The organism is Lutibacter litoralis, assembly GCF_014646675.1.
Taxonomy (GTDB): domain Bacteria; phylum Bacteroidota; class Bacteroidia; order Flavobacteriales; family Flavobacteriaceae; genus Lutibacter; species Lutibacter litoralis.
Genome location: NZ_BMNS01000004.1, coordinates 384753 through 408952 on the forward strand (window position 1 = coordinate 384753; position 24200 = coordinate 408952).

Consider the following 24200-nt stretch of genomic DNA (forward strand, 5'->3'; position numbering starts at 1 on the left):
TTAAAACTTAAAAGTAGTTCCAATTAAAAAGTTTCTAGTAGCTTGTGGATAATAGAAAATTTCCGTTATTGCAGGGTCAGTTGATCCTGTTGGTCGATAATAATAACTGTAGGTATATCCATTAGAAACATATCTTTTATTAAAAATATTATTCACAAGTAAGTTTATAGAAACCTCTTTTACCCAAGTTGGATTTAATTTTAAAGAAGCATTAAAGTTGTTTACAAAATAGGCAGCCATACTTTTTAAATTACTAGAAGTATTATCTAAATATTGTTTACCCACATATTTTGAAATAAAGCCTAATGAAACGTTTTTACTTGGTAAATAAGTAATTGTTCCTCCCGCAATAAGTGCTGGGGAAAAAGAAATATCAGTATCTTTAAATGTTGTAGAAACTTGATTGTAGGCTGTATCTTCCCATGTAACAGGATCGTATTGACTGTCATAAACAATATAATCAAATTCTTTAATTTTATTTTCACTTAATGTTACATTCGCATCAATTCTTAATTTTTGAGAAAATTTATACCCTGCTTGTAATTCAATACCAGCCCTGTAACTTTTAGCTACATTTTGGCGTATAGGATCACCAACATCATCTATTTCTCCAGTTAAAACCAATTGATCTTTATAATTCATATAATACAAATTAGCAGTAACATAGGTATTTGATGTTTTAAATTTATAACCTAATTCAAAATCTTGTAATTGTTCCGATTTTGGACTAATTAGATTTTTAGTTAAATCATCTCTATTAGGTTCTCTATTTGCAATTGAAAAAGACCCATAAATAGAATTTAGATTATTGAAAGTATAGGTTAAACCAAATTTTGGATTGAAAAAATTATATTCTTTATTCACATCAATTGGCAACAAATCTGAAGTTAATCCATCAGATTTATAGCTGATACTTCTATATTGTAAATCTATAAAAGCTAGTGTTTTAGAATTTAATTCATATTCTGTCTTTAAATAAGTATTAAACTCTGTTTTTTCTCCATTACTAAAATAGTATTGCTCTTCTGAAGGAATTGCTATAGGAAATGAATCCCAAATTAATTCGCCAAAGTGATCTCCATCATACTTGTTGTATCCACCACCCAGAATAACATTTAATTTATCTTTCTTATAATTTAAACTATAAACAAAAGCATAAAAATCGTTGTCTAACCACCTTCTTCTAATTACCTCACCTTCTTCATCTGCATTTACATTATTTGGAAAATAATCTCCTACTTCTTCAAAAGGTTTAAATTGTTCAAAATATCCTTTTCCTGAAGTATAATTTCCAGAGATATTTACAAATAAATAATTATTTAAAGAATGCTCTAAATGGAGTTGATAATGCGTTTGTTTATAATTATCTACTTCATTTTTGTAAGTGTAATGGTTATAAGTTCTACCTGGATTACTTAGTAAATTTTCGAGTTGATCTTCGGTAAAAGAATACCCTTCGTGATCTATAAAAGTTTGAATTCCCTCTGCATCTTTTTCAACAACAGCTTTTGGAGTTCCGTACCAAGCTTGTTGCGTAATTTCTTGTCCTCCAAAAACAATTCCTTTTAAAGTAGTTTTTTCAGAAATATATCCTAATTCGGTGTAATAAGAAGTTAAATCAGATGCAGATCTATCAATATAACCATCACTTGAAATACTTGATAATCTTGCAGCTGCATAAAAATTATTTCTTAAACCAGTACCTAAGCTTAAGTTATGCTTTCTAGTTCCGTAAGATCCTATAGCGTTACTAGTAACCGCGTAAGCTTCTTGAGATGCAGATTGTGTTTTAATATTTAAACTAGCTCCAAATGCCCCAGAACCATTTGTTGAGGTTCCTACACCACGTTGTAATTGAATATCTTCAACAGAAGAAGAAAAATCAGGCATATTTACCCAATAGGTTCCGTGGCTTTCACTATCATTATAAGGTATTCCATTAATAGTAACATTTACTCGTGAAGCATCACTACCTCTTACCCGAATACCTGTATATCCAACTCCAGCCCCAGAATCGGATGTTGTAACTACCGATGGTAATTGATCCAATAAAATTGGTAAATCTTGACCAAGATTTTTAGATTCAATTTCTTTTTTGGTAATGTTTGTAAATGCAACTGGTGTTTTTTCGTTTGCTCTTGTTGCAGAAACTAAAACTTCTTCTAAATTAACAAAGCTATCGGCCATATCTATGGAGAGAAAAGTGTCTTTTACAAGGTTAACTTTTACCTCCTTTGGTTGACTGATTGCGCTCACAACTAAAATGTAAGTTCCTTTTTTAAGTTGGATTGAAAATTCACCATCAAAATTTGTACTTACTCCTTTTGAAGTTCCTTTAATTACAATACTTACTCCAGGTAGTGGATTGGTACCATCTGTAACTTTTCCTGAAAGTTTAAATAGTTCTTGTGCATTTGCATTCATTGAGAATACGATGATTAAAAAAGCTACTAAGTTCTTCACTTTTTTAAATGTTTTTTTTAAAAATTGTTTCATTTAAGTATAAAATAAAACGATTTAAAAAGAGGTAATTAATCGATGTTTTGATAAAATTACTATTGCCCTAACAGATTTTATCTGTATGAACGTCCCTTAACAGCATTACCTGTTCAGGTTCAATGGGTTTGATCTCAGCCGTTTTAGGCACCCCTTTTGAGATGGTGCAAACTTACAAATAAGAAATTTAAAAATCAGTAAAAAATGGAATTTAATATTATAATTTAGGCTTTCTTCTGAAAGCCTTTTTATAAGCATGCTTTTTCTTTTTATCCAATCTTTTTTGAATACTACTTTTGCTAGGCTTTGTAGCTTTGCGCTTTTTTGGAACTTTTAAACCTTTTTTAATAAGTTCTAAAAAACGTTTTGTTACAATTTCTTTATTTTTATGTTGACTTCGGCTTTCATCACAAGAAAGAAGTAGCACATTTTCTTTTGTGAATTTACTTTTTAACTTTTGAATTAGTAATTCTTTTTCATCATCAGACAAACAAAGTGAATTTTGTAAATCAAATAGCAATTCTACTTTAGAAGATACCTTATTCACATGTTGCCCTCCAGCACCACTACTTCTAACAGCTTTAAATTTAAGTTCTTGTATGATGTTATCTGAATTCAATATTTTTAATAACTTTTATAAGGTTAATCTAGGATTTAGTAATTTGTCAATCTCTTTTGTGGCAATTTTTATACGTGTTTCTAAACTACCTTTTAATAATATGTAAGGTTTGTTATATTTTATTAATGCAGCTTCAAAAGTCTTAAACATTTCCTCTCGTTGGTGAGGGTTTTCACGAATATCATCAGCTTCCCAAGGTGTATCTATGTATGTAAGTAAATATAAATCGTAATTGTTTTCTAAAGCAGCCTTTTTTAAATCTTTATCAATTATTTTATCATAATAATTTTCAAAATAGACTACAGTTTCTAATAAATCTGTATCACAAATTTGAAGTTTATCTGCTTTTTGAGCTAACTTATTTTCTAGCTTCATTTGTCCATATGCTATAGGGAGTTGGTCACTTCCATTACATAATTCACGTTTGTTGTTCCATTTATCTTGTAAATACTCGCGTGCATATTCTTGCACCCAAACTGTGTTATAATGTCGGGCTAACATTCTAGAAATGGTTGTTTTACCCGTACTTTCGGGTCCAAATAATACAACTTTAATTAAGTTGTTAGGTTGCTGTTTAAGTGTTTTTTCCACGCTAAATATCCAAATATTGCTATAAATGTAAATCCTAAATATTGAAGACTTGTAAATGTAAATCCTTTATAAAAATACAAAGGTACCGATATAATATCTCCAACAATCCAATAAATCCAATTTTCAACTTTTCTTTTTGCCATCAACCACATCCCTACGAAGAAAATTGCTGTAGTAATCGTATCTACATATGCAACCCAACTCGTCCATTTGTCAAATATTTTGTAAATTATATACACAAAAATAATGGTTGCTATAAATATTACAACGCTTTGCAAGTGTTCTTTTGAAGTGGTTCTAGAAATAGGAGTAACATGTGCTTCATCTACTTTTCTAGTCCAAATGTACCAACCATAAATACTCATAATAAAGTAGTAGCCATTGATCATCATATCGCCAAGCAATCCCCATTTCAATAATAAATACACAAAAATGGAAGTGCTAATCATTCCAGTAGGAAATACCCAAATTTTATTTTGTTTGGAATACCAAACAGATAAAAACCCAAAAATAACTGCTATTATTTCTAATACAATATCTAAATTTTCGTATTCATTGTATTGTCCAAATAAGAAATTGAAAATTTCATTCATAATATTAAATAGATAAATTTATGTTGTTTTCAAAAGCAGTTCCAATAACAACTACATCTGCACCGTTTTTATAAGCGTTCTTTAATTGTTCTTTAGTTCTAATGCCTCCTCCAACTATTAATGGAATATTAATATTTTTTTTTACTTCTGTAATTAATTTTGAGTTTACTGGAAATTTTGCACCGCTACCTGCTTCTAAATAAATTAATTGCTTGCCCTTGTACATTCCTGCTATAGCTGTTTCAACAGTTAATTCTATATTATTTTGTGAAATAGCAGTAGTTTTACTTATTTTTAAAACGGATGAATTTATGCCGCCATCAATTAGAATATACCCCGTTGGAATAATTTCTAAGTTTGAATTTTTTAAAAATGGAACAGCTTTTATTTGCTGTTCAATTAAATATTCAGGATTTCTACCAGAGATTAACGATAAAAATAATAACCCGTCGGCTTTATTTGTTACTTGCGAATAATCTCCAGGAAAAAGTATAATTGGAATATTGGTAAACTCCTTTAATTTTTGGACGAAAACATCGGTGATTCCTTTTTCAACAAAACTACCACCAACAAATATAAAATTTGCTTTTAGATTTTCTATTCTTTTTGAAACAATTGAAATTTCTTGGAGTTTTGTTTTATCTGGATCTAATAAGATGGCTAATAATTTTTTGCCTTTTTTCGACGATTTTTGAATATGTTCTAAAATACAATCAGTCATTATTAGCTATATCTAAAGCATAAACCAATGTAAAACCATCTATTTGATGAAATTCAATTCTATAATTCTTATCCCAACCTTCAACCTTAATATATCCAGAAGTTTTTTTGTCAGCAATTTGAAAAGAATTAATATCAATATCGTTTTTAAAAGTTAAACCCCCGTGCGGATAAATTTTATACAAACTTTCTTTAGCACCCCAAATTACAGTTAATTGCTGAATATAATCATCATCTTTATGTATAAACCCTCGTTCAAAATTGACAAACTTATCTTGAATTATTTTTATTTTTTCCCTGTTTTTTTCAATGTCTATTCCAACTTCAACATCACTAATAATAATAGCAGAAAAGATAAATGAATGTGTTATAGAAATGTGTTTACCATTTGTTAAATGTGGTTTTCCGTTACCATTGTAAAATAAATCAAGGTCTGTATAACCAGCTTCTTTTAATAAATGTCGTACACTTAAAAAACCACGGCGATGTATTTCAGATTTCATTGAAAGTAATCTACTTTCGCTTCTTTCAGTTAATAACATATTTTTTGATAGGTCTTTAAAAGACTCTTCAATTTTCCACACATAAACGGTTGTGTACTTATTTGGTTTAATGGTTTTAAATAAAGGCATTTATATTCTCAAATGTATTTTGTACTTTTGCAAAACTTTAAAACAAAAAAATAATTGTTTTAAATAAATAACAAATTTAATAAATATGAGTACAGAAACATCAACTTACGTAAAATATAAAGTAAAAGACATTAATCTTGCTGACTGGGGACGTAAAGAAATTCAATTAGCTGAAGCAGAAATGCCAGGATTAATGAGTTTAAGAGAAGAATATAAAGGGCAAAAACCTTTAGCTGGGGCAAGAATTGCTGGTTGTTTACATATGACCATTCAAACTGCTGTTTTGATTGAAACATTGGTTGATTTAGGTGCTGAAGTAACTTGGAGTTCATGTAATATTTTCTCTACACAAGATCAAGCTGCTGCTGCAATTGCTGCTGCAGGAGTTTCGGTATATGCTTGGAAAGGTTTATCTGAAGAAGAATTTGACTGGTGTATAGAGCAAACATTGTTCTTTGGAGAAGATAAAAAACCATTAAACTTAATTTTAGATGATGGTGGAGATTTAACCAATATGGTATTAGACAAATATCCTGAATTAGCTGCTGGAATTAATGGGTTATCTGAAGAAACTACTACTGGAGTGCACCGTTTATATGATAGGATGAAGGCTGGAACATTGCCTATGCCTGCAATTAATGTAAACGATTCGGTTACAAAATCTAAATTCGATAATAAATATGGATGTAGAGAAAGTGCTGTAGATGCTATTAGAAGAGCAACAGATATTATGTTAGCTGGAAAACGTGTTGTGGTTTGTGGTTATGGCGATGTTGGTAAAGGAACGGCTGCTTCATTTAAAGGTGCAGGTTCAATTGTTACAGTTACTGAAATTGATCCAATTTGTGCGTTGCAAGCTGCAATGGATGGTTTTGAAGTGAAACGTTTAGAAACAGTTATTGGAAATGCAGATATTGTAATTACAACTACAGGAAATAAAGATATTGTGCAAGGGCATCATTTTGAAGCTATGAAAGACAAAACCATTGTTTGTAATATTGGTCATTTTGACAATGAAATTGATATGGCTTGGTTAAATGGAAAATATGGTTCATCTAAAGTTGAAATTAAACCTCAAGTTGATAAATATACTATTGGAGAAAATGAAGTAATTGTATTGGCTGAAGGTCGTTTAGTAAACCTTGGTTGTGCAACTGGGCACCCAAGTTTTGTAATGAGTAACTCATTTACAAATCAAACATTGGCACAATTAGAGTTGTGGAACAATAGAGGTGCTTATAAAAATGAAGTATATATGTTGCCAAAACATTTAGACGAAAAAGTAGCTCGTTTACATTTAGCTAAAATTGGTGTTGAGTTAGAAACATTAAGAAAAGACCAAGCAGATTATATTGGTGTTAAAGTTGAAGGACCGTTTAAACCAGAATACTATAGATACTAATATCAAAAAAATAGTTAAAAAAGCTTCGTTATTTATAAATAATGAAGCTTTTTTTATTTAGAAAATATTCCAGAATTTGTAGTTAAAAGAATTTAATTCCTACATTATTCTGTGAATTTTACAATTAAAATACTTCATAAAAGTTTGCCAAAACATTTTTGTGTTTCCTTTTTATTCTAAAAGAATGTTAAAAAACACGTTCGATTTGTTAATTACGAAATAGGTTGTTACTTTGCAAACCTTTAACCCTAGTCCATTTGAAAAAATATTTTAGATACTCCGTCCTACCCATAATAATTACTCTTATTGTTTTAGCATTCAGCACTAAAAATGAAGGTTCTAAAACAGTTAAATTATTTCATACTGTTTCTGATACTGCTTCGATTGAAGCAACGGAACCTATCTTGGAAAAAAAATATCCTATTGAGATAACACAAAAGGTAAGTAACAAATTAGATTCATTATTGCAACGTATTAATAAAAGACACGATTTTCATGGTTCTGTATTGGTTGCAAAAAACGGAAAAATAGTTTATAATAATCACATTGGTTTTGCCGATTTCAGAAAGAAAGAACCACTTAATAAAACATCTTTATTTCAATTAGCTTCAGTAAGTAAACAATTTACGGCTGCGGCTATTATGATGCTGTATGAAAGAAATCAAATTAAACTCACAGATACTGTTAATAGTTATTTTCCAGATTTTCCTTATGAAGGTGTAACTATTAAAAACCTACTAAACCATACAGCAGGTTTACCAAAATATTTTTGGGTTGCAGAGCATAAATGGAAAAAAGAAAAAGCACCAACTAACAGCGAAATGATGCGTTTATTTGCATCAAGCAATGTGCAAAGATTCTTTAAGCCAGGGCGTAACTTTGATTATTCAAATACTGGATATTTAGTATTGGCTTCTATTGTTGAAAAAGTTGCTGGGGTAAGTTTTAGTGCTTTCTTGGAAAAAAATATTTTTGAACCTTTAGAAATGAATCAATCTTTTGTGTATAATCCAGAAAATAAAAATATTAATAAAAATCATTTGTTTGGGTATAGACTATATAAAGGCTGGAAGCATTTAAAAATTAATAATACAGTAAATGATGCCGTTGTTGGCGATAAAAACGTTTATACAACCAGTGAAGATTTGTTTAAATGGGTTTTAGGATTAAATAATGGAAAGTTAATTTCAGAGGAATCTTTAAATCTAATGTACACCAATGGAGAAACTATTTATAAAAGAAAAATCCCGTATGGGTTTGGTTTTAGAATAGACCCTAAAGATACAAATATTGTTTATCATCATGGTAAATGGAATGGATTTAGCACAGGATTAACTCAATTTTTAGACGAAAATCTTGTAGTAATTGTCTTAGAGCACACGAGTTATTCTGGAATTTCTTCTTTAACTAAAAAAGTTAAGAAAATTGTTGGTGAAAATTTAAACGTCTAAATTTACTTAGAAAACTAAAATCCTTTTAAAAAAAAACCACTCAGATTCGAATGGTTTTTTGTGCAATTTCCTCTAAAATAAAATATTTATCTTTTTCGTATTGTAAAATTAAGCTGTTTATTCAGTTTGTTTAAGGGGATATTTCTCCTTTTATCTAGGGGAAATATCCCCTTATTTTTCCTATTATTTTTAACAGTCTCTATTGGTTTGGGTTTTTAATTCTAACTACTTTATTAAAAAACTCAGACAACAATCTCCCCATTTGATTTGAATGAAAAGGTAAATTCTACTTTAAAATATTCTTCTGATTTAAATTTTGTATTGTCTAGTAGCTTTTAAATTATGAGGCTTCAGAATTGAAAGGTTTTCTATTTACTATTTTTAAAAAATTGATAACTTTAGTAAATACACATAGCAATTTTAAATTACCCTAACCAACCTTCTCTGTCTAAACTTCTATATTGAATAGCTTCAGAAATATGAGAAGACGAAATATCTTTTACACCTTCTAAATCTGCAATGGTCCTAGAAACTTTCAAAATTCTATCGTAGGCTCTAGCGGAAAGGTTTAAACGTTCCATCGCATTTTTTAAGAGGTTTTTGCTTTCTTCACTTAGTTTACAGAATTTACGAATTTGTTTTACGCTCATTTGTGCATTATAATGCACATTTTCAAGTTCTAAAAATCGTTCTGATTGTTTTTCACGTGCTTTAGTTACACGTTCTCTAATAAGCTTACTTGGTTCGGCTAATTGTTCTTCAGATAGTTTTTCAAAAGGAACAGGATTTACTTCAATATGAATATCAATTCTATCTAAAAGTGGTCCAGAAATTTTACTTAAGTAACGTTGCATTTCAGCAGGTGATGAGGTTACAGGCGCATCGGGATCGTTAAAATAGCCGCTCGGACTAGGATTCATACTTGCCACTAACATAAAACTACTTGGATATGTTACTGTAAATCGTGCTCTTGAAATAGTTACTTCCCTATCTTCTAAAGGTTGACGCATTACTTCTAAAACTGTGCGTTTAAATTCTGGTAATTCATCTAAAAATAATACGCCATTATGTGATAATGAAATTTCACCTGGTTGCGGATATTGGCCTCCACCAACAAGTGCAATATCTGAAATAGTATGGTGCGGTGATCGAAAAGGGCGTTGGCACATTAAACCACTTTCTTTAACTTTACCAACAACTGAATGTATTTTTGTAGTTTCTAATGCTTCTTGCAATGTCATTGGAGGTAAAATGGATGGTAAACGCTTGCTTAACATAGTTTTACCACTTCCTGGAGGCCCAACAAGTATAATATTATGCCCGCCTGCAGCCGCAATTTCCATAGAACGTTTTACAGATTCTTGTCCTTTCACATCAGCAAAATCAAATTCTGGATTGTCAAGATTTTTGTAAAATTCAGCACGTGTATCAATTATGGTTTGTTCGAGTTCAGCTTTTTCGTCAAAAAAATTAATAACTTCGGTAATATTACTAACACCATATACTTTTAAGTCACTTACAATAGCAGCTTCTTTTGCATTTTGTTTTGGTAAAATAAAACCCTTAAACCCTTCTTCTCTTGCTTTAATTGCTATTGGTAATGCACCTTTTATAGGTTGTAAACTTCCATCTAAAGAAAGTTCTCCCATAATTATATAATCACCAACTTTTTCGGATTTAATTTGGTTTGAAGCAGCTAAAATTCCTATAGCTAAGGTTAAATCGTATGCAGAACCTTCCTTACGTAAATCTGCAGGAGCCATATTTATAGTAATTTTTTTACCTGGAAGTTTGTACTTGTTATTATTTAAAGCTGCGGAAATTCTGTAACTACTTTCTTTTATAGCATTGTCTGGCAAGCCAACTAAATGGTAACCGATTCCTTTATCTATATTTACTTCAACAGTAATAGTTGTGGCTTCCACACCGAAAACGGCGCTACCAAAAATTTTAACAAGCATAGCAATTATTATTTTTATTTAAAACTTAATAAAAAGTTTTTTTGTTGATTCCCTTTCAACCAATTTGGTTTTTATAATTTCGGTTTTAATATCGTCAAATTTAATTTTACCTTCAAGTTTGTCTATTAGACGCGTTGCCGCAACTTCGCCTGTAGTATGTGCAAAACGATTAACACTTGTTAAAGGTGGAGATCCATAGCGGGATAATAACCCATTTGTAAAGCCAATAATTGAAACCTCTTCTGGAATTTTAACATTTCTTTTGTTTAATACTTGCGTTGCTATAGCGCCAGAAACTTCATCTACAGAAAAAATGCCATCTACCTTATTGTTGTCTAACATATTGTTAATACGTTCAATTAAGTTGATTTCATTATCTTGTTTAATAATCAAATTTTCGTTTGGTGTTACACCGTATTTTGTAAGTGCCTTTAAATATCCCTTTATTCGAAATTTATTAATATTTAAACCTTCTGAAGTTGAAATTATTGCAATGTCTTTACAGCCAGATTTCATTAAAAAACGTGTTGCTTTATAGGCACTTTTAATATTATCTGTAACCACTTTATCACATTTAATATCTTTATGCGCACGGTCATATAAAACAATTGGAGTTTCTTCTTCTAAAATATCATGAAAGTGATCAAACTTTTTTAATTTTAATGTTTCAACCGAAACACAAGCAACAAAACCGTCTATTGTTCCATTAGAAAGCATTTCCATAGTTTCAACTTCTTTTTCATAAGATTCGTTTGTAATACAAGTAATTATACTATATCCTTTTTCGGTGGCTACTTTTTCAATACCCCGAAGTGCTCTCGCAAAGTAATAATTCAAAATATTGGGAATAAGAATACCTATTGTTTTTGTTTTTTTGTTTTGCAAACTTAACGCAAGCGTATTTGGCTTATACTTATGCAGTTTAGCATATTCTTGAATTTTGGCTTTTGTTTCGTCACTTATTTCGTAACTATCATTTAAAGCTTTTGAAACTGTTGAAATTGAAACGCCTAGAGCTTTTGCAATTTGTTTTATGGTTATTCTTTTATTCATTTTTTGGTTGAATAGTTAATTTAGTTGAACTATTAATAATTTCTTCTTTATTTAGTTTCATTTTTCTGAATTCACCTTTATTATACATTTCGGCTTGATCTTTATAATGTTTACTAAATGGGTTTCCAGACTGACCTGTTGGCAAGATACTAATACTATTTTCAATATCCGAAAAATCAACAATCCTTCTTGTTGAAGGACCTGCATTTACATTGTATAATCCAGAATCGTTATACTCATACCCTCTATTGTCAATAACTTCTCTTGCGCCTTTTATTGGAAAAGGTCCCACATTAAAATACTTTTTTAAGGCAGCTATTGTACCTAACGGATGCGGGTGTTCTAAAGTATGTACTTTACCCCAATTCCAGTCTTTTATATCTTTTCCTAATTGTTTTTCTAACAAAGTTACAGTTTCAATTAAAGATTCTGATAAAATATCTTTTCGTGTTTCAAAAACATTTTCAGTTGCAACATTATCCCACCAAATTGCAGCATCATTCTTTATTAAATCTGCTATAGTTCTTTTAATTAAATGAGTGCTCATTAGTTGGGTAAATAATTGTTCGCCAAGTTCGTCTTCAAAGGTATTTTTTAAATATAAATAAATCCATTTATTATAAATGGTTGGCGCTACATTATCTATGGTATTTGAACCATCCCAAAGTTGCAACACATCAATTGCTCTTTGTTCATTTTTACTGAAGGAATTATAGTCCAAAATTTTTGTAAATTCTTGAATTACTTCAGGTGCAACAGATGAGGTAACATCGTTAATCATAGTTGCCATTGTTTCTTTGTTCCAATTGTTTTTTGGTTCTAATAACTCCACAATACGCTTGGCTCTGTCTTCAGGTAAATAATAACCAGGATATAAAGTATTTGAAATTGTATCTGGTTGATTATTTGCTGAATACACGAAATTCCATTCAGGATTTTCAGCGATTGGATTTTCACTAAAATCTAAATATTCAACAATATCGTCTTCACCTGAGGCGCCATCTAAGATAAATTTTCTATTTGAATTTGATTTTATTTTGTACAACTTACCTGCCGCCCACCAAGCTACATTTCCACTAGCATCTCCAAACATAATATTTAAACCCGGTGCGTGAATCATTGAAGCTCCTTTTTTGACATCTTCCATATTAGTTGCTCTGGAAATTGTGTGTAAAGCATCCAAAACTACACCATCTTGTTGTGTATAAACCCAAGACATTGCAATAGGTTCGGTTTGAGAGATTCCATCTAAAACATCGTTTACTATTGGTCCATGATGCGAATTTCTAACTGAAATTACAACAGCTTCAGCATCTTTAACTTTTATAGTTTTGTTTACTATAGTGTATTCCAAAATACCACCTTTAGATTTGTATTTATTTTTTTCTGAAGGATGATTTTCTTCTTTATAAAAATCAACATCATCGTTCTCAAACATAGTTAAACCGTAAGCATAGTTTCGGTTATGGCCCAACAAAGGAAAAGGAACTCCAGCAATATGATACCCGTACATTTCGTAATTTGGAGTAACAATATGCGCCTCGTACCAAGTGCCAGGTTGAGAATAAACAATATGTGGATCGTTGGCAAACAACACATTACCAGTACTTGTTTTATTGGCTGAAACCACCCAACTATTGCTCCCGACGAATGGTGCTACAGGTGAGTTTTTCATAATATCAGACACGCTTGCTACAATATTTGCATAATTTTTAATATCACTTTTTGAGTTTTTTATCAGCGCAGTTTTTGAATCAACATCAATATTTAAATCTTTTAAATAATTTGCTCCTAACTTTTCTTTTATTGCAGAAAGCAACGGATCAGTTTTGTGTGCCATTGCAAAACTAAAAGACATATATCCTAAAATATTGTAAATATCTTTTAGTTGATAATGTTCTTTATTAATGCCTATTAAGGTAAACTCAATTGGAGTTGCTCCATTATCTATAAATTGATTTACACCCTTTAAATAAGCTGTTGTTAATTGATAAACCTCACTAGTTACATCTAACTTCTCAATCGATTTTTGTGAAGCTTCTTCAATACCTAAACTCGTAAAAAATTTATCGTTTTTTAACATGTCTTCACCAAAAATTTCAGATAACCTTCCTGGTGCAATTCTTCGAATTAATTCCATCTGCCAAAGTCTATCTTGCGCATGTACATAACCCAAGGCAACCATAGCATCCTGTTCATTTTCTGCATAAATATGTGGAATTCCATACTCATCAAAATATACATCTGTTTTATTTTCAATTGAAACTAACTCTAACTCACCAGAATATTTAGGTTTTAAGCTATTGAAATATACTAGACTGCATATTATTACTAATACGACTAAAACAACTATAAATAGAAGTATCTTTTTTAAAACTTTCATTTAGCGTAACGGTATTTATAACATCAAAGATACGCAATTTTACGAAACCGCAATAGTATAAAGTATTTGTCTATATGTAAAAAATACTTTACATTTGAAAATGACTTTAAATGTACTAATATGAAATCAAGATTTTTATTTTCACACAAGTTAAAACCTTTAGGTTGGATTTTATTTTTAATAGGAATGGTTTTAGGAAGTATTTTAATGCTGAATGAGTTTGATACACCAAATTGGGAAGTTCAAGTTTTTCCATTAATTGGTGAAGAAGGTTTTTTAGCTAGAAATACAGCATTTAAATGGAGTTCGAACAATATTGCCGATGAACTAGCTTCGCTACTAATAATTTTTGGAGGGATTTTGGTTTCATTTTCTAAAACTAAGGATGAAGATGAATACATTTCTAAAATTAGAATGGACTCACTAATTTGGGCAACCTATGTTAATTATGGAGTGTTAATTTTAGCAGTAGTTTTTGTGTTTGAAATGAGCTTCTTTAGCGTTTTAATTTATAATATGTTTACATTATTGTTGTTTTTTATGTTGCGATTTCATTATGTTTTGTACAAAACAAAAAAGTCTATTAGTTATGAAGAATAATATAAAAGTAGAGCGCGCCATACATAATTTAACACAAGCAAAACTTGCCGAATTAATTGGTGTTAGTAGGCAAACCATAAACGCCATGGAATTAAATAAATATGTTCCATCAACAGTTTTGGCATTAAAAATTGCTGAAATTTTCAAGAAAGATGTTAATCAAATTTTCTTTTTGGAGACTTCAGATTAGCTAATCTTTTTTGTAGACTTTAACTATTGAATGAACTAATCTAATCAAAGAAGGTTGCCTTTTTAGGCAACCTTCTTTAATATCTACTAAAATTAAAGATATTTTTCCTTAATTATTCTTAAATGATGGATTTGATGTCCAGCAATAATAAAACCAAGTGCTCTAACAGTCATATCACTATTGCTAGCGGTGCCAATTATTAAAAGTATTTCTTGCTTAAAACTTTTAAACAATAAAATTGTGGAATTTCTAACATGTATTAACTCCTGAAGAATATCCTTAATATCACGTTCGTTTCCGTTCGAATTTGTTACATACCAGTCTTCATCAAAACCAGGTAATTCTGTAGCATCATTTCTTGAAAAACGTAATGCTCTATAACTTAACACACGTTCAGCATCTATAATATGTTGTACTAACTCTTTAATAGTCCATTTTCCTTCAGCATATCTGTAGGTTAACTTTTCTTCATGTAAATTTTCTAAAGTTGTAATTAAATCTTTTAATGAAGTTTCTAAAACTTCATTAAGATCAACCTCCCCTAATGCTTTAATATATTGACTATAAAACGGAGCGTACTCCTGAGTGTTTAATTGTCTAGAATTCATATTTTATGCTGAATTTCTACTAGCATTAATATTTCCAAACAAAGAACGTGTCACCATTTTTTCAAATGTTTTTATCAATTCCGGATCTGCATTCTCATCTTTCTGTAATTTTTGAATATTAATCAATGCAAATTGCTGAATAGTAATTAAAGGCAATACAATATCTTCACGAATATCAATAGATGCTTTACCAACCTTGTTACTTTGCATTAACTTAGTATAGCCAGTTAATTTTAAAATTAAACGGTGTGTTGTTTCATATTCTTTAAAAATAATCTTCCAAAAATCACCAAACTCTTCATCTTTTTCCATGTACTGTGTCAACCCAAAGAACGATTTTGAAAGTGACATCATACTATTCCCTATCAACGCTTTGAAAAAATCTGAGGTATTATATAAATTAATTAATTTATCGAACTCACCAGCATCTTCATATTTCTTCAATGCTGTTCCAACACCATAAAAACCAGGTACATTTTGTTTTAATTGACTCCAAGAGCCCACAAAAGGAATAGCTCTTAAATCTGAAAAATTAAACTCATTTCCACTTGATCGTTTTGAAGGACGACTACCAATATTTGTTTTAGCATAATATTTAAGGGTACTCATACGCTCTAAATACGGTAAAAATTTTGGATGATTCTTAAAATCTGAATATGCTTGGTAACTTACCGTAGCCAAACTATCCATAATTTCAACATCCTTTTTAGTCATAACATTATTAACATTACTAAACAACTCATTAGAAATACCAGCACTTAGTAATTGTTCAATATTATATTGAGCAGCATCTTGAGTTCCAAAATTAGAACTAATAGTTTGCCCTTGAATTGTTAGTTGAATTTCTTTATTTTCAATAGAAGGACCTAAAGATGCATAAAATTGATGTGTTTTACCACCACCACGAGCAGGAGGACCACCACGTCCATCAAAAAATATAACCTTAATACCGTATGCTCTTGAAATTTTAGTTAGATTTTCTTTGGCCTTAAAAATTGCCCAGTTTGCCATTAAATAACCTCCGTCTTTTGTTCCGTCGGAAAAACCAAGCATTATAGTTTGTTTATGACCTCTTTGCGCTAAATGTGTCATATATGCTTTATTTTCATATAGCTTACTCATAACACCTTCTGCGTTTTCTAAATCTGTAATGGTTTCAAAAAGAGGAATAATATCTACGGTAATATTGTGATTAAATCCACATAAATTAAACATTGCAAATGTTTCCATTACATTTAAAGCTTTTTGATTATTGCTAATAATGTAACGGTTTGAGCCGCGTTCTCCATTACTTTCTTGAATAGACTTTACTGCAACAATTGAACTTAATGTCTTAGTAACCATTTCATTATCAAAAATATCAATATCTATAGAACCTTTAACTTTTGAAAGAATTTCAATTTGTTTAGCTTCAGACAGCTCTAAATAATTTTCAGGAAATTCAGTATTACCATGTTCTTGTAAGGTAGTTACTATTTCTGAAAAAACATTGTGATGCACACGGCTATCTTGTCTAATATCTAATGTTGCGAAATGATAACCAAATAAATGAACTTTATTGATAAAATCGTTAATTTCATCTTCGTATAAAGATTGATGTTTTTCAATTATTATTGACCTAATTTCTTCTAATCTCGCAATAAAATCGGTTAAAGACAACATTGTATTTAAGTCCGGATTAACACTATTATCAAATAATAGAACTTCTAATTCGGTAATATAATCTTCAACACCATTAAATGTTAATCGCTTCTTTAAAATTCGAATATCTCTATAGTAATTTTTTAAAATAGTTTGCTTTAATCTCTTGGCAACATTTAAAGTAATTTCTGTAGTAACAAATGGATTCCCATCGCGATCTCCACCAGGCCAAAATCCTAAATCAATAATTTGGTTCGGTATTTTTTTCCCGTCAAAAATATTATTTTGAATGTAATTATAAGTATCTGATATTGAGTGATAAAAAACATTTTCTAAATACCAAATTAAACTTACAGCTTCATCATAAGGTGTAGGTTTTTCGTGTTTAAAAAATGGCGTTTTACCTAATTGGGCCAATAATTTATTTATTAAAAGTAAATCGTCTTTCTCAATTGCTTCTGCAAGATCGGTAATAATTCCTAAAACGGGACCTGGATAAAACTGGGTTGGATGCGCTGTTAAAACAATTCGAACTTTAAAGTCTTCTAAATACTTTTGTAAATCTTCTTTTTTATTTTCTTGAGCGGCTGTTTCCTTAGTATTTCGCATAGTTCCAACACCATCCATATTATTTACAATTGGAAAAGCGGCATCTTCAATAGCATCAAATAAAACAACTTGACGCTCTATATATTGAATAAACCTAAAAAGTAGGTTTATTCTTTCTTCTTCAGAAGGGTTTTGCTGATATGTTTTAAAGAAATTTTCTACAATTTCTGTTGGATCTTGTTTGCTAGAAAAACCATTTTTGCATATTTCGTGAAACAATGGTAAAAGCACCCCTGTTTTTGTAATTGTATCAAATGGAAGTGTCATAAATATACTGTTGTATATTTGGTATTTAGACAATACGTTTTCTTGAAACCTTGTTAATTTTGGTTGTTTATGCATTTTTTTAGTTATTTGTCCGAAAATTACGAAACGTTCATTAAAAATATGGTTTTTGAATCATAAATTTAACGAAATCGTTTTATTTGTGAGGGCTTTTATTTTTTAGGAATATAAGGATAATAGAGCTTAGAAATATCAAAAAAACTCTTTTCTAAATTACGTTTGTTATAATAGTCTTTATAGGCTTCAAAAACAAAATAACTTGGTTTCGAAATATTTTTAAGTGGAATGGTAAAATAACCATCTTCAATTTTAACAACCTCTTGATAAAGAAATTTATAACGTTTTAACTTTAGCTTATTGTTAATTAAAAAAGTACTATTATTTTCGTTTAAAATATTTTTAACATAGATGCTTTTTGGTAAAAATTTATTATCCAAATCAACATTTTTTTCTTGTGAAAAACAAGTATTCCAGGAAATAAAAAACACAATTAGATAAAAATATTTAGCTGAAAACATAACATAAATGTTGAAAAATACCAGACTCTTAAAGTACTCAATTTACGTTTCAAAAACAATTAAAACTTTACTTTTAACATTTTAGAAGTCGTTTTTGTAACTTTAAAACGTTCGTCTAAACGCCTACCAATTACCCAAATTATTGAATTATCTGATGTACATAAAACCCACGTATTTTCTTTTTCTAATAATGACATTTTTTCATCTTTAAAAAATTTACTCAACTTCTTTTTACCTTTTAATCCTATTGGAAAAAAATAATCACCTTTTTCATATTTTCTAATAATTAATGGAAATTGTAGCTTATTATAATTAATAGAAATAGTATTAGGTTTATCAAAAACTAACTCTTCAAATACTTTGTTTTGATGATTTTTTGTGTCAAAAGGAATATCTATACTTTTAAATTTTAGTTTTATTGGAACTGTTATTTTTGAAGTATTTTCTGGAATTTGATAGGCAACAGTTTTTTTTGAATTTGAAATTTTAGATAAAATTAAAACATCTCTATCCTTAAGTAATCTGTGTGTTTCACTAAAAACTTGTTTCCCGCTTTGTGCTTCTAAAAGAGCTGTAACATCATTCCATTCTGTAAATTTATATGCTTTTAAAAGTTCATATAAATATACTTTTGGATTGCTTAAGCTTTTAAGTTTTTCAATATTAAAATGTATTTCTTTATTGTTTACAACTGTTATTTCTTCTCTAATTTTTTCTATGCTATCTTGAACAATTTGCTGACTTCCTTTTAAATTTTCTAGTGTATTGGTTAAAGTATCTAATAAATTTGGATTTAGTTCTTTTAAAAAAGGTACAACTTTATGACGTATTTTGTTTCGTACATATTTTATAGAAGAATTACTTTGATCTTCTCTCCATTGAATTTTATTTTTAGTAGCATATATTAAAATTTCACTTCTTGAGAAAGAAAGTAATGGTCTAACAATAGAACCATTTATTTCTGGTATACCTGTTAAACCATCCAAACCAGTTCCGCGAGTTAGGTTTATTAGTACAGTTTCAATAATATCGTCTTTATGATGTGCTGTAACAATATAATCCAATTCATTTTCTTGCATTATTTCTTGAAACCAGTTGTAACGTAACTCACGAGCAGCCATTTGTGTAGAGATTCCTTTCTCAATAGCAAAATTTTCAGTATAAAATTTTATTGTTGTACACGGAATCTTTAATTGCTTTGCTAATTCCGTTACAAAAATCTCGTCTTTAGCACTATCTTTTCCTCGTAACTGAAAATTGCAATGTGCCAAAAAAATTGAAAATTTTAGCGAATGCAATATATGAGTTAATACTACACTATCTATACCACCAGAGACTGCTATCAATAATTTTTTACCATTTAAAAATGCTAAATTGTTATTGATATGTGCCTGTAAAACTGTTTTCATTTAGTAAATATAATTAATTGGGATTTAACTTAACAGTACTTGTTTCATAGCTTGTGCTTTAAGCAAGCATTCTTCATACTCTTTTTCTGGAATTGATTGTGCTGTAATTGCACCTCCAACAGAATATGAAACATATTTTTTAAACTTATTATATAAAATACTTCGTATAATAACATTAAAATCAAAATCTCCATTTGGCGTAATATAGCCAACTGCACCAGAGTATAAGCCTCGTTTGGTTTCCTCTAATTCTTCAATAATTTTCATTGCTGAAATTTTAGGTGCACCTGTCATACTTCCCATTGGAAAGGTATCTTTAATAATATCAACAGGGTGAATATTAGCGTTAACTTTACACGAAATTGTTGAAATTAATTGATGTACTTGCTTAAAAGTATATACTTTACACAACTCATCTACTTTTACAGAACCTTTAACAGCTGATCTAGATAAGTCGTTTCTTACCAAATCTACTATCATTATATTTTCTGCACGTTCTTTTGGATTTGTTTCTAATTCAGCAATTAATTTTAAATCCTCTTTTGCTGAAGCTGCTCTTTTTGCAGTTCCTTTAATAGGTTGAGAAATTACTGTTGTTCCTTCTTTTTTTATATAACGTTCTGGTGAAGCAGATAACAAATAATTATCTTCAAGTTTTAAAAAAGTGGCAAAAGGAGGTTTTGAAATTTTGTTTAAATGTTGATAAACTTCAACTGGATTAATAATTGAATTTTCACTATAAAATTCCTGACAAAAATTTGCCTCATAAATATCACCTTGATGTATATGGTTTAGTACTGAATTTATTTTCCAAAAATATTCATCCTTATGAATCCTGAGTTTAATTTTAATTTGATTAGATGTTGGTTTCTGGCTATTTACTTTTGATTGATTAATTTTGTTTAAATCAGTTTTTATTTCAGAAGAAAATTTAGTTAGATACTTTATCTCAACAGTATGATTTTTAATAAAAATTAACTTCTTAGGTTGAAAAAAATACAACTCAGGAAAATGCAATCCATCAAAATTATTAGATTGTAAGTTTTCTATATCATTTTTTAAATCATAACTTAAATACCCAAAAATATAATCTCTTACTTCAGTTTGATAATTTTTTAACTTCTGAAAAGCATTGTTATAATCGGTTTTAATTTCAGAAACAGCGTCAACTGCCAAAACCGCATCAAAACTAGAATATTTTTGTTGATAGTTGTTACTATCTAACCAAATTGCAGTTTTGTATTGCTGTGCCCAAAACAATAATTGTGTTTTAAACTCATCAATATTCTCTATTTGAAACTTATAACTTGTTCTATTCATTTCCGCAAAAGTAAAAAAGTCATTTCAATAAAAAATGACTTCTTTGTATATGTTTTCCCTGAATGGGAATATTTAGTTAGTTTGTAAAAAAGCAGCTTAAATTTTTAAGTATGATTTTCACTTTTAAACAACAAACTAACTATGTATTGCTCTGTTATTTACAGCTAAACAGGCCTCTTTAAAAGCTTCTGTATATGTAGGATGTGCGTGCGATGAACGTGCAATATCTTCAGAAGAAGCTCTAAACTCCATTGCAATTACAGCTTCAGCAATCATATCTGCGGCTCTTGCTCCAATCATATGAACACCTAAAATTTCATCTGTTTCAGCATCAGCTAGTACTTTTATTTGTCCATCAATATCCATACTTGCTCTTGCTCTACCTAAAGCGCGCATTGCAAACGATCCTGCTTTGTAGTTTACACCTGCTTGTTTTAATTGCTCTTCTGTTTTACCAACACAAGCAACCTCTGGCCAAGTATATACAACACCTGGAATTAGATTGTAATCAATATGTGGTTTTTGCCCAGCAATAATTTCAGCAACCATTGTACCTTCTTCTTCTGCTTTATGCGCTAACATAGCACCTTTTACAACATCTCCAATTGCATAAATATTAGAAACATTGGTTTGCAAATGTTCATTAGTTTCTATTTGACCACGTTCAGAAATTTTAATTCCTATGTTTTCTAAACCTAATCCTTTAGTATAAGGTTTTCTTCCTACAGAAATTAAGGTATAATCTCCTTTAAATTCCGTTGGAACACCTTTTTTATTATCAGCCGTAACAACAACTTCATCTCCATTATTAACAACTGAAGTTACTTTATGACTTGTAAAGAATTTAATTCCTTGTTTTTTTAATGATTTTTGCAATTCTTTTGAAAGCATTGCATCCATTCCTGGTGTAATTGTTGGCATATATTCAATTACTGAAACTTGCGAACCCAATCTACTATAAACCGAACCTAATTCTAAGCCAATAACACCACCACCAATAACAATTAAATGTTTAGGAATCTCATTTAAGCTTAATGCTTCTGTTGAAGTTATAACTCTTTTTTTATCAATTTCAATAAAAGGTAATGTTGATGGTTTTGAACCTGTAGCTATAATAGTTTTTGTAGCTTCAATTTCTTCAGAAGAACCATCTTCCTTGGTAATAATAATATGAGTAGCATCTTTAAAACTACCAACGCCTTGCAATAAGTCTATATTATTTTTATCCATTAAATAATTAATCCCACCAGATGTTTGTGCCACTACTTCATTTTTACGCACAATCATTTGTTTAAAATTTATTGCTAAACCTTTTACATCAATTCCGTGGGTTTTAAAATGCTTGGTGGCATCGTAATAATGATGCGAAGAATCTAACAATGCTTTAGAAGGAATACATCCTACATTTAAACAAGTACCGCCAAGTGTATTGTATTTTTCAATAATTACAGTTTTTAAGCCTAATTGCGCACATCTAATTGCAGCAACATACCCTCCAGGTCCTGAACCAATTACGGCTACATCGTATGTATTCATATAAATATATTATTATTTTGGTTACAAAAATATAATTTTAATTATTGAATTGCTGAAATAATAAAAACATTTGTAGTGATTTGTGTATTTATTACTTAAATCTATTGAAATTTGGCTTCAAGACACAATACAAGTAACTAAAATAGAAGTGTTTGCATATTTTAGATTGTCTCTTAAAAAAAATACTGATTAATTATATGATATTTATCGCCATTTATTTAGAATTTACTTCCATTTATTAAGTTATTGTAAAATAGAACTTTAAAAATGCAATAATATTTAAAATCTGTAGTATATTTGTCTTATATTTAGAGAAATGTCCCCCACAAGACTCGCAATTTTTTTTTAGCCCCACAAAATTATTTGAAATTACCCCCACTAATTAATTATAATGATTTATTTCATTATAAGTTTTGAGAGACCCCATAATTTGATTATCCAATTTAGTAGAAATGCTATTACTAAGTTAATTTTTATTTAAATAAAAAGATTATGAAAAAAATTACTTTTATTCGATTTTTAGCTTTATTCGTATTGTTGTTTTCAACGACGATTTCTTTTTCGCAAGTTGTTTTACCAACAGAGCCTGCTTGTTCATTCTCAGGGTGTAATGCAGGAGATTTAACAATAACAAAAGCATACATTGCTCAAGATAATGATGTACCACTTCCAGCTTGTGCTGTTGGTGACCCTATTAATGCTTTTTTATACCTTCAAGTAAATACAGGTCCGAAATATAATATTTATGTCCAATTTGATTTATATATAAATAACGTTAAAATTAATGGTTCAGATAAATATACTTATGCAGAACCAGTTACGGGTACATTAATTCCTAATACTCCAATTAAAATTGCACCAATTTCATTTACTTGTGGAGATGTAATAGAACTAAAAAACATTTATGTTTCATGGAAAACTGGAGGTGCTAAAAATAATGATGCAAGTTGTGCAGGTATTGGAGGAGCTGGTTCAAAATGTGCTGATGCTAGTGCAGTTCCAGATATAGTTGTAAATACACCTATTTCTCCTAATTTCACAGTTAACAAAAGTTGTGACGGAGATGATTTTGAAAAAGTTGTATTTACAAATACTTCAACTGGAGGTGATGGTACCTTAACATATTTATGGGATTTTGATGGAGGAGTTTCTAACCAACCTCTTACTAATGAAGGCCCTCATACTGTGACGTTTGCATCAGGAGGTTCAAAAAATATTACTTTAACAGTAACTGATTCAGATAATGATGTTGCAGTAAAAAATATAGGAATAACTATTAATAGCTGTTGTGTTGATCCAGAAATAACAAACCCAGGTCCAGTTACAGCTTGTGATAGTTATACATTACCAGTAATATTAGGCTCAAATTTAACAGGTAACGAAGCTTATTATGACGATAGTCAAGCAAATGGTGGTATCGAAATAACTAACTTAATATTAACATCTAGTCAAACAGTTTGGATTTATGATGCAGATGGCTCTTGTAGTGATGAGGAAAGTTTCTTAGTAACGATAGAAGATAGCGTAAAGGCAGATATTCTTGAAGATGTTACAGAATGTGATAGCTATGAATTACAGCCATT

The 24200-nt window shown here is 29.7% G+C and carries 20 protein-coding genes; 5 read left to right on the forward strand and 15 right to left on the reverse strand.

What is annotated here, in order from left to right:
• The 6 genes from IEW75_RS08315 to IEW75_RS08340 all read right to left on the reverse strand — a co-directional run bounded on the left by IEW75_RS08315 (nt 1) and on the right by IEW75_RS08340 (nt 5651).
• Nucleotides 1-2463: a TonB-dependent receptor gene (locus IEW75_RS08315; RefSeq protein WP_229714415.1), complete on the reverse strand. Its 2463-nt coding sequence runs from the start codon at nt 2461-2463 to the stop codon at nt 1-3.
• Nucleotides 2464-2713: 250 nt separating this feature from the next.
• Nucleotides 2714-3115 carry an alternative ribosome rescue aminoacyl-tRNA hydrolase ArfB gene (arfB, locus tag IEW75_RS08320; protein WP_134248570.1) on the reverse strand — a complete coding sequence of 134 codons (402 nt, stop codon included), beginning with the start codon at nt 3113-3115 and terminating at the stop codon, nt 2714-2716.
• Between the two features lie 15 nt (nt 3116-3130).
• Complete coding sequence (locus IEW75_RS08325; protein ID WP_134248569.1) at nt 3131-3706, reverse strand: AAA family ATPase; 576 nt, start codon at nt 3704-3706, stop codon at nt 3131-3133.
• Nucleotides 3670-4299 carry a nicotinamide riboside transporter PnuC gene (pnuC, locus tag IEW75_RS08330; protein WP_134248568.1) on the reverse strand — a complete coding sequence of 210 codons (630 nt, stop codon included), beginning with the start codon at nt 4297-4299 and terminating at the stop codon, nt 3670-3672. Before pnuC ends, IEW75_RS08325 begins: the two co-directional genes overlap by 37 nt.
• A gap of 4 nt (nt 4300-4303) precedes the next feature.
• A complete protein-coding gene (locus IEW75_RS08335; protein ID WP_134248567.1) occupies nt 4304-5020 on the reverse strand; it encodes a phosphoglycerol geranylgeranyltransferase in 717 nt (238 codons plus the stop codon).
• Nucleotides 5013-5651, reverse strand: coding sequence for a 4'-phosphopantetheinyl transferase family protein (locus IEW75_RS08340; RefSeq protein WP_134248566.1), 639 nt, complete (start codon nt 5649-5651; stop codon nt 5013-5015). Before IEW75_RS08340 ends, IEW75_RS08335 begins: the two co-directional genes overlap by 8 nt.
• A gap of 85 nt (nt 5652-5736) precedes the next feature.
• On the opposite strand from IEW75_RS08340, the gene ahcY reads away from it, so the two are divergent.
• Complete coding sequence (gene ahcY, locus IEW75_RS08345) at nt 5737-7053, forward strand: adenosylhomocysteinase (protein WP_134248565.1); 1317 nt, start codon at nt 5737-5739, stop codon at nt 7051-7053.
• Between the two features lie 257 nt (nt 7054-7310).
• Entirely contained in the window at nt 7311-8504 is a 1194-nt protein-coding gene (locus IEW75_RS08350) for a serine hydrolase domain-containing protein (RefSeq protein WP_188704003.1), read from the forward strand.
• 425 nt (nt 8505-8929) lie between these two features.
• Here the strand turns inward: IEW75_RS08350 and IEW75_RS08355 are convergent, their stop codons facing one another.
• The 3 genes from IEW75_RS08355 to IEW75_RS08365 are packed head-to-tail and all read right to left on the reverse strand — an operon-like array spanning nt 8930 to nt 13901.
• Nucleotides 8930-10465, reverse strand: a complete 1536-nt coding sequence (locus tag IEW75_RS08355; RefSeq protein ID WP_134248563.1) for a YifB family Mg chelatase-like AAA ATPase — start codon at nt 10463-10465, stop codon at nt 8930-8932.
• A gap of 18 nt (nt 10466-10483) precedes the next feature.
• Nucleotides 10484-11518, reverse strand: a complete 1035-nt coding sequence (locus IEW75_RS08360) for a LacI family DNA-binding transcriptional regulator (RefSeq protein WP_134248562.1) — start codon at nt 11516-11518, stop codon at nt 10484-10486.
• Nucleotides 11511-13901 carry a penicillin acylase family protein gene (locus IEW75_RS08365; protein WP_134248561.1) on the reverse strand — a complete coding sequence of 797 codons (2391 nt, stop codon included), beginning with the start codon at nt 13899-13901 and terminating at the stop codon, nt 11511-11513. Before IEW75_RS08365 ends, IEW75_RS08360 begins: the two co-directional genes overlap by 8 nt.
• Nucleotides 13902-14021: 120 nt before the next feature.
• On the opposite strand from IEW75_RS08365, the gene IEW75_RS08370 reads away from it, so the two are divergent.
• A complete protein-coding gene (locus IEW75_RS08370; RefSeq protein ID WP_134248560.1) occupies nt 14022-14501 on the forward strand; it encodes a hypothetical protein in 480 nt (159 codons plus the stop codon).
• Nucleotides 14491-14691 carry a helix-turn-helix transcriptional regulator gene (locus IEW75_RS08375; protein ID WP_134248559.1) on the forward strand — a complete coding sequence of 67 codons (201 nt, stop codon included), beginning with the start codon at nt 14491-14493 and terminating at the stop codon, nt 14689-14691. The genes IEW75_RS08370 and IEW75_RS08375 overlap by 11 nt, the downstream gene beginning before the upstream one ends.
• 92 nt (nt 14692-14783) lie before the next feature.
• Here the strand turns inward: IEW75_RS08375 and IEW75_RS08380 are convergent, their stop codons facing one another.
• From IEW75_RS08380 to lpdA, 6 genes are all read right to left on the reverse strand, one after another.
• On the reverse strand, nt 14784-15299 hold the full coding sequence (locus IEW75_RS08380) for a DinB family protein (RefSeq protein WP_134248558.1): 516 nt from the start codon (nt 15297-15299) through the stop codon (nt 14784-14786).
• A 3-nt stretch (nt 15300-15302) separates the two neighbouring features.
• Complete coding sequence (locus IEW75_RS08385) at nt 15303-17891, reverse strand: phosphoenolpyruvate carboxylase (RefSeq protein ID WP_134248557.1); 2589 nt, start codon at nt 17889-17891, stop codon at nt 15303-15305.
• 95 nt (nt 17892-17986) lie between these two features.
• Nucleotides 17987-18352 (reverse strand): hypothetical protein, encoded by a 366-nt coding sequence (locus IEW75_RS08390; RefSeq protein ID WP_134248556.1) that lies wholly within the window; start codon nt 18350-18352, stop codon nt 17987-17989.
• 59 nt (nt 18353-18411) lie between these two features.
• Entirely contained in the window at nt 18412-19761 is a 1350-nt protein-coding gene (gene tilS / locus IEW75_RS08395) for a tRNA lysidine(34) synthetase TilS (RefSeq protein ID WP_134248555.1), read from the reverse strand.
• A gap of 24 nt (nt 19762-19785) precedes the next feature.
• The gene (pabB, locus tag IEW75_RS08400) at nt 19786-21081 is read right to left on the reverse strand and encodes an aminodeoxychorismate synthase component I (RefSeq protein WP_134248554.1); all 1296 of its coding nucleotides are present in this window, start codon (nt 21079-21081) and stop codon (nt 19786-19788) included.
• A gap of 135 nt (nt 21082-21216) precedes the next feature.
• Nucleotides 21217-22617 (reverse strand): dihydrolipoyl dehydrogenase, encoded by a 1401-nt coding sequence (gene lpdA, locus IEW75_RS08405; RefSeq protein WP_134248553.1) that lies wholly within the window; start codon nt 22615-22617, stop codon nt 21217-21219.
• A 492-nt stretch (nt 22618-23109) separates the two neighbouring features.
• Between lpdA and IEW75_RS08410 the strand changes: the two genes are divergently transcribed.
• Nucleotides 23110-24200 (forward strand): PKD domain-containing protein (locus IEW75_RS08410; protein ID WP_229714416.1); only part of this gene is annotated, 1091 nt, incomplete at its 3' end.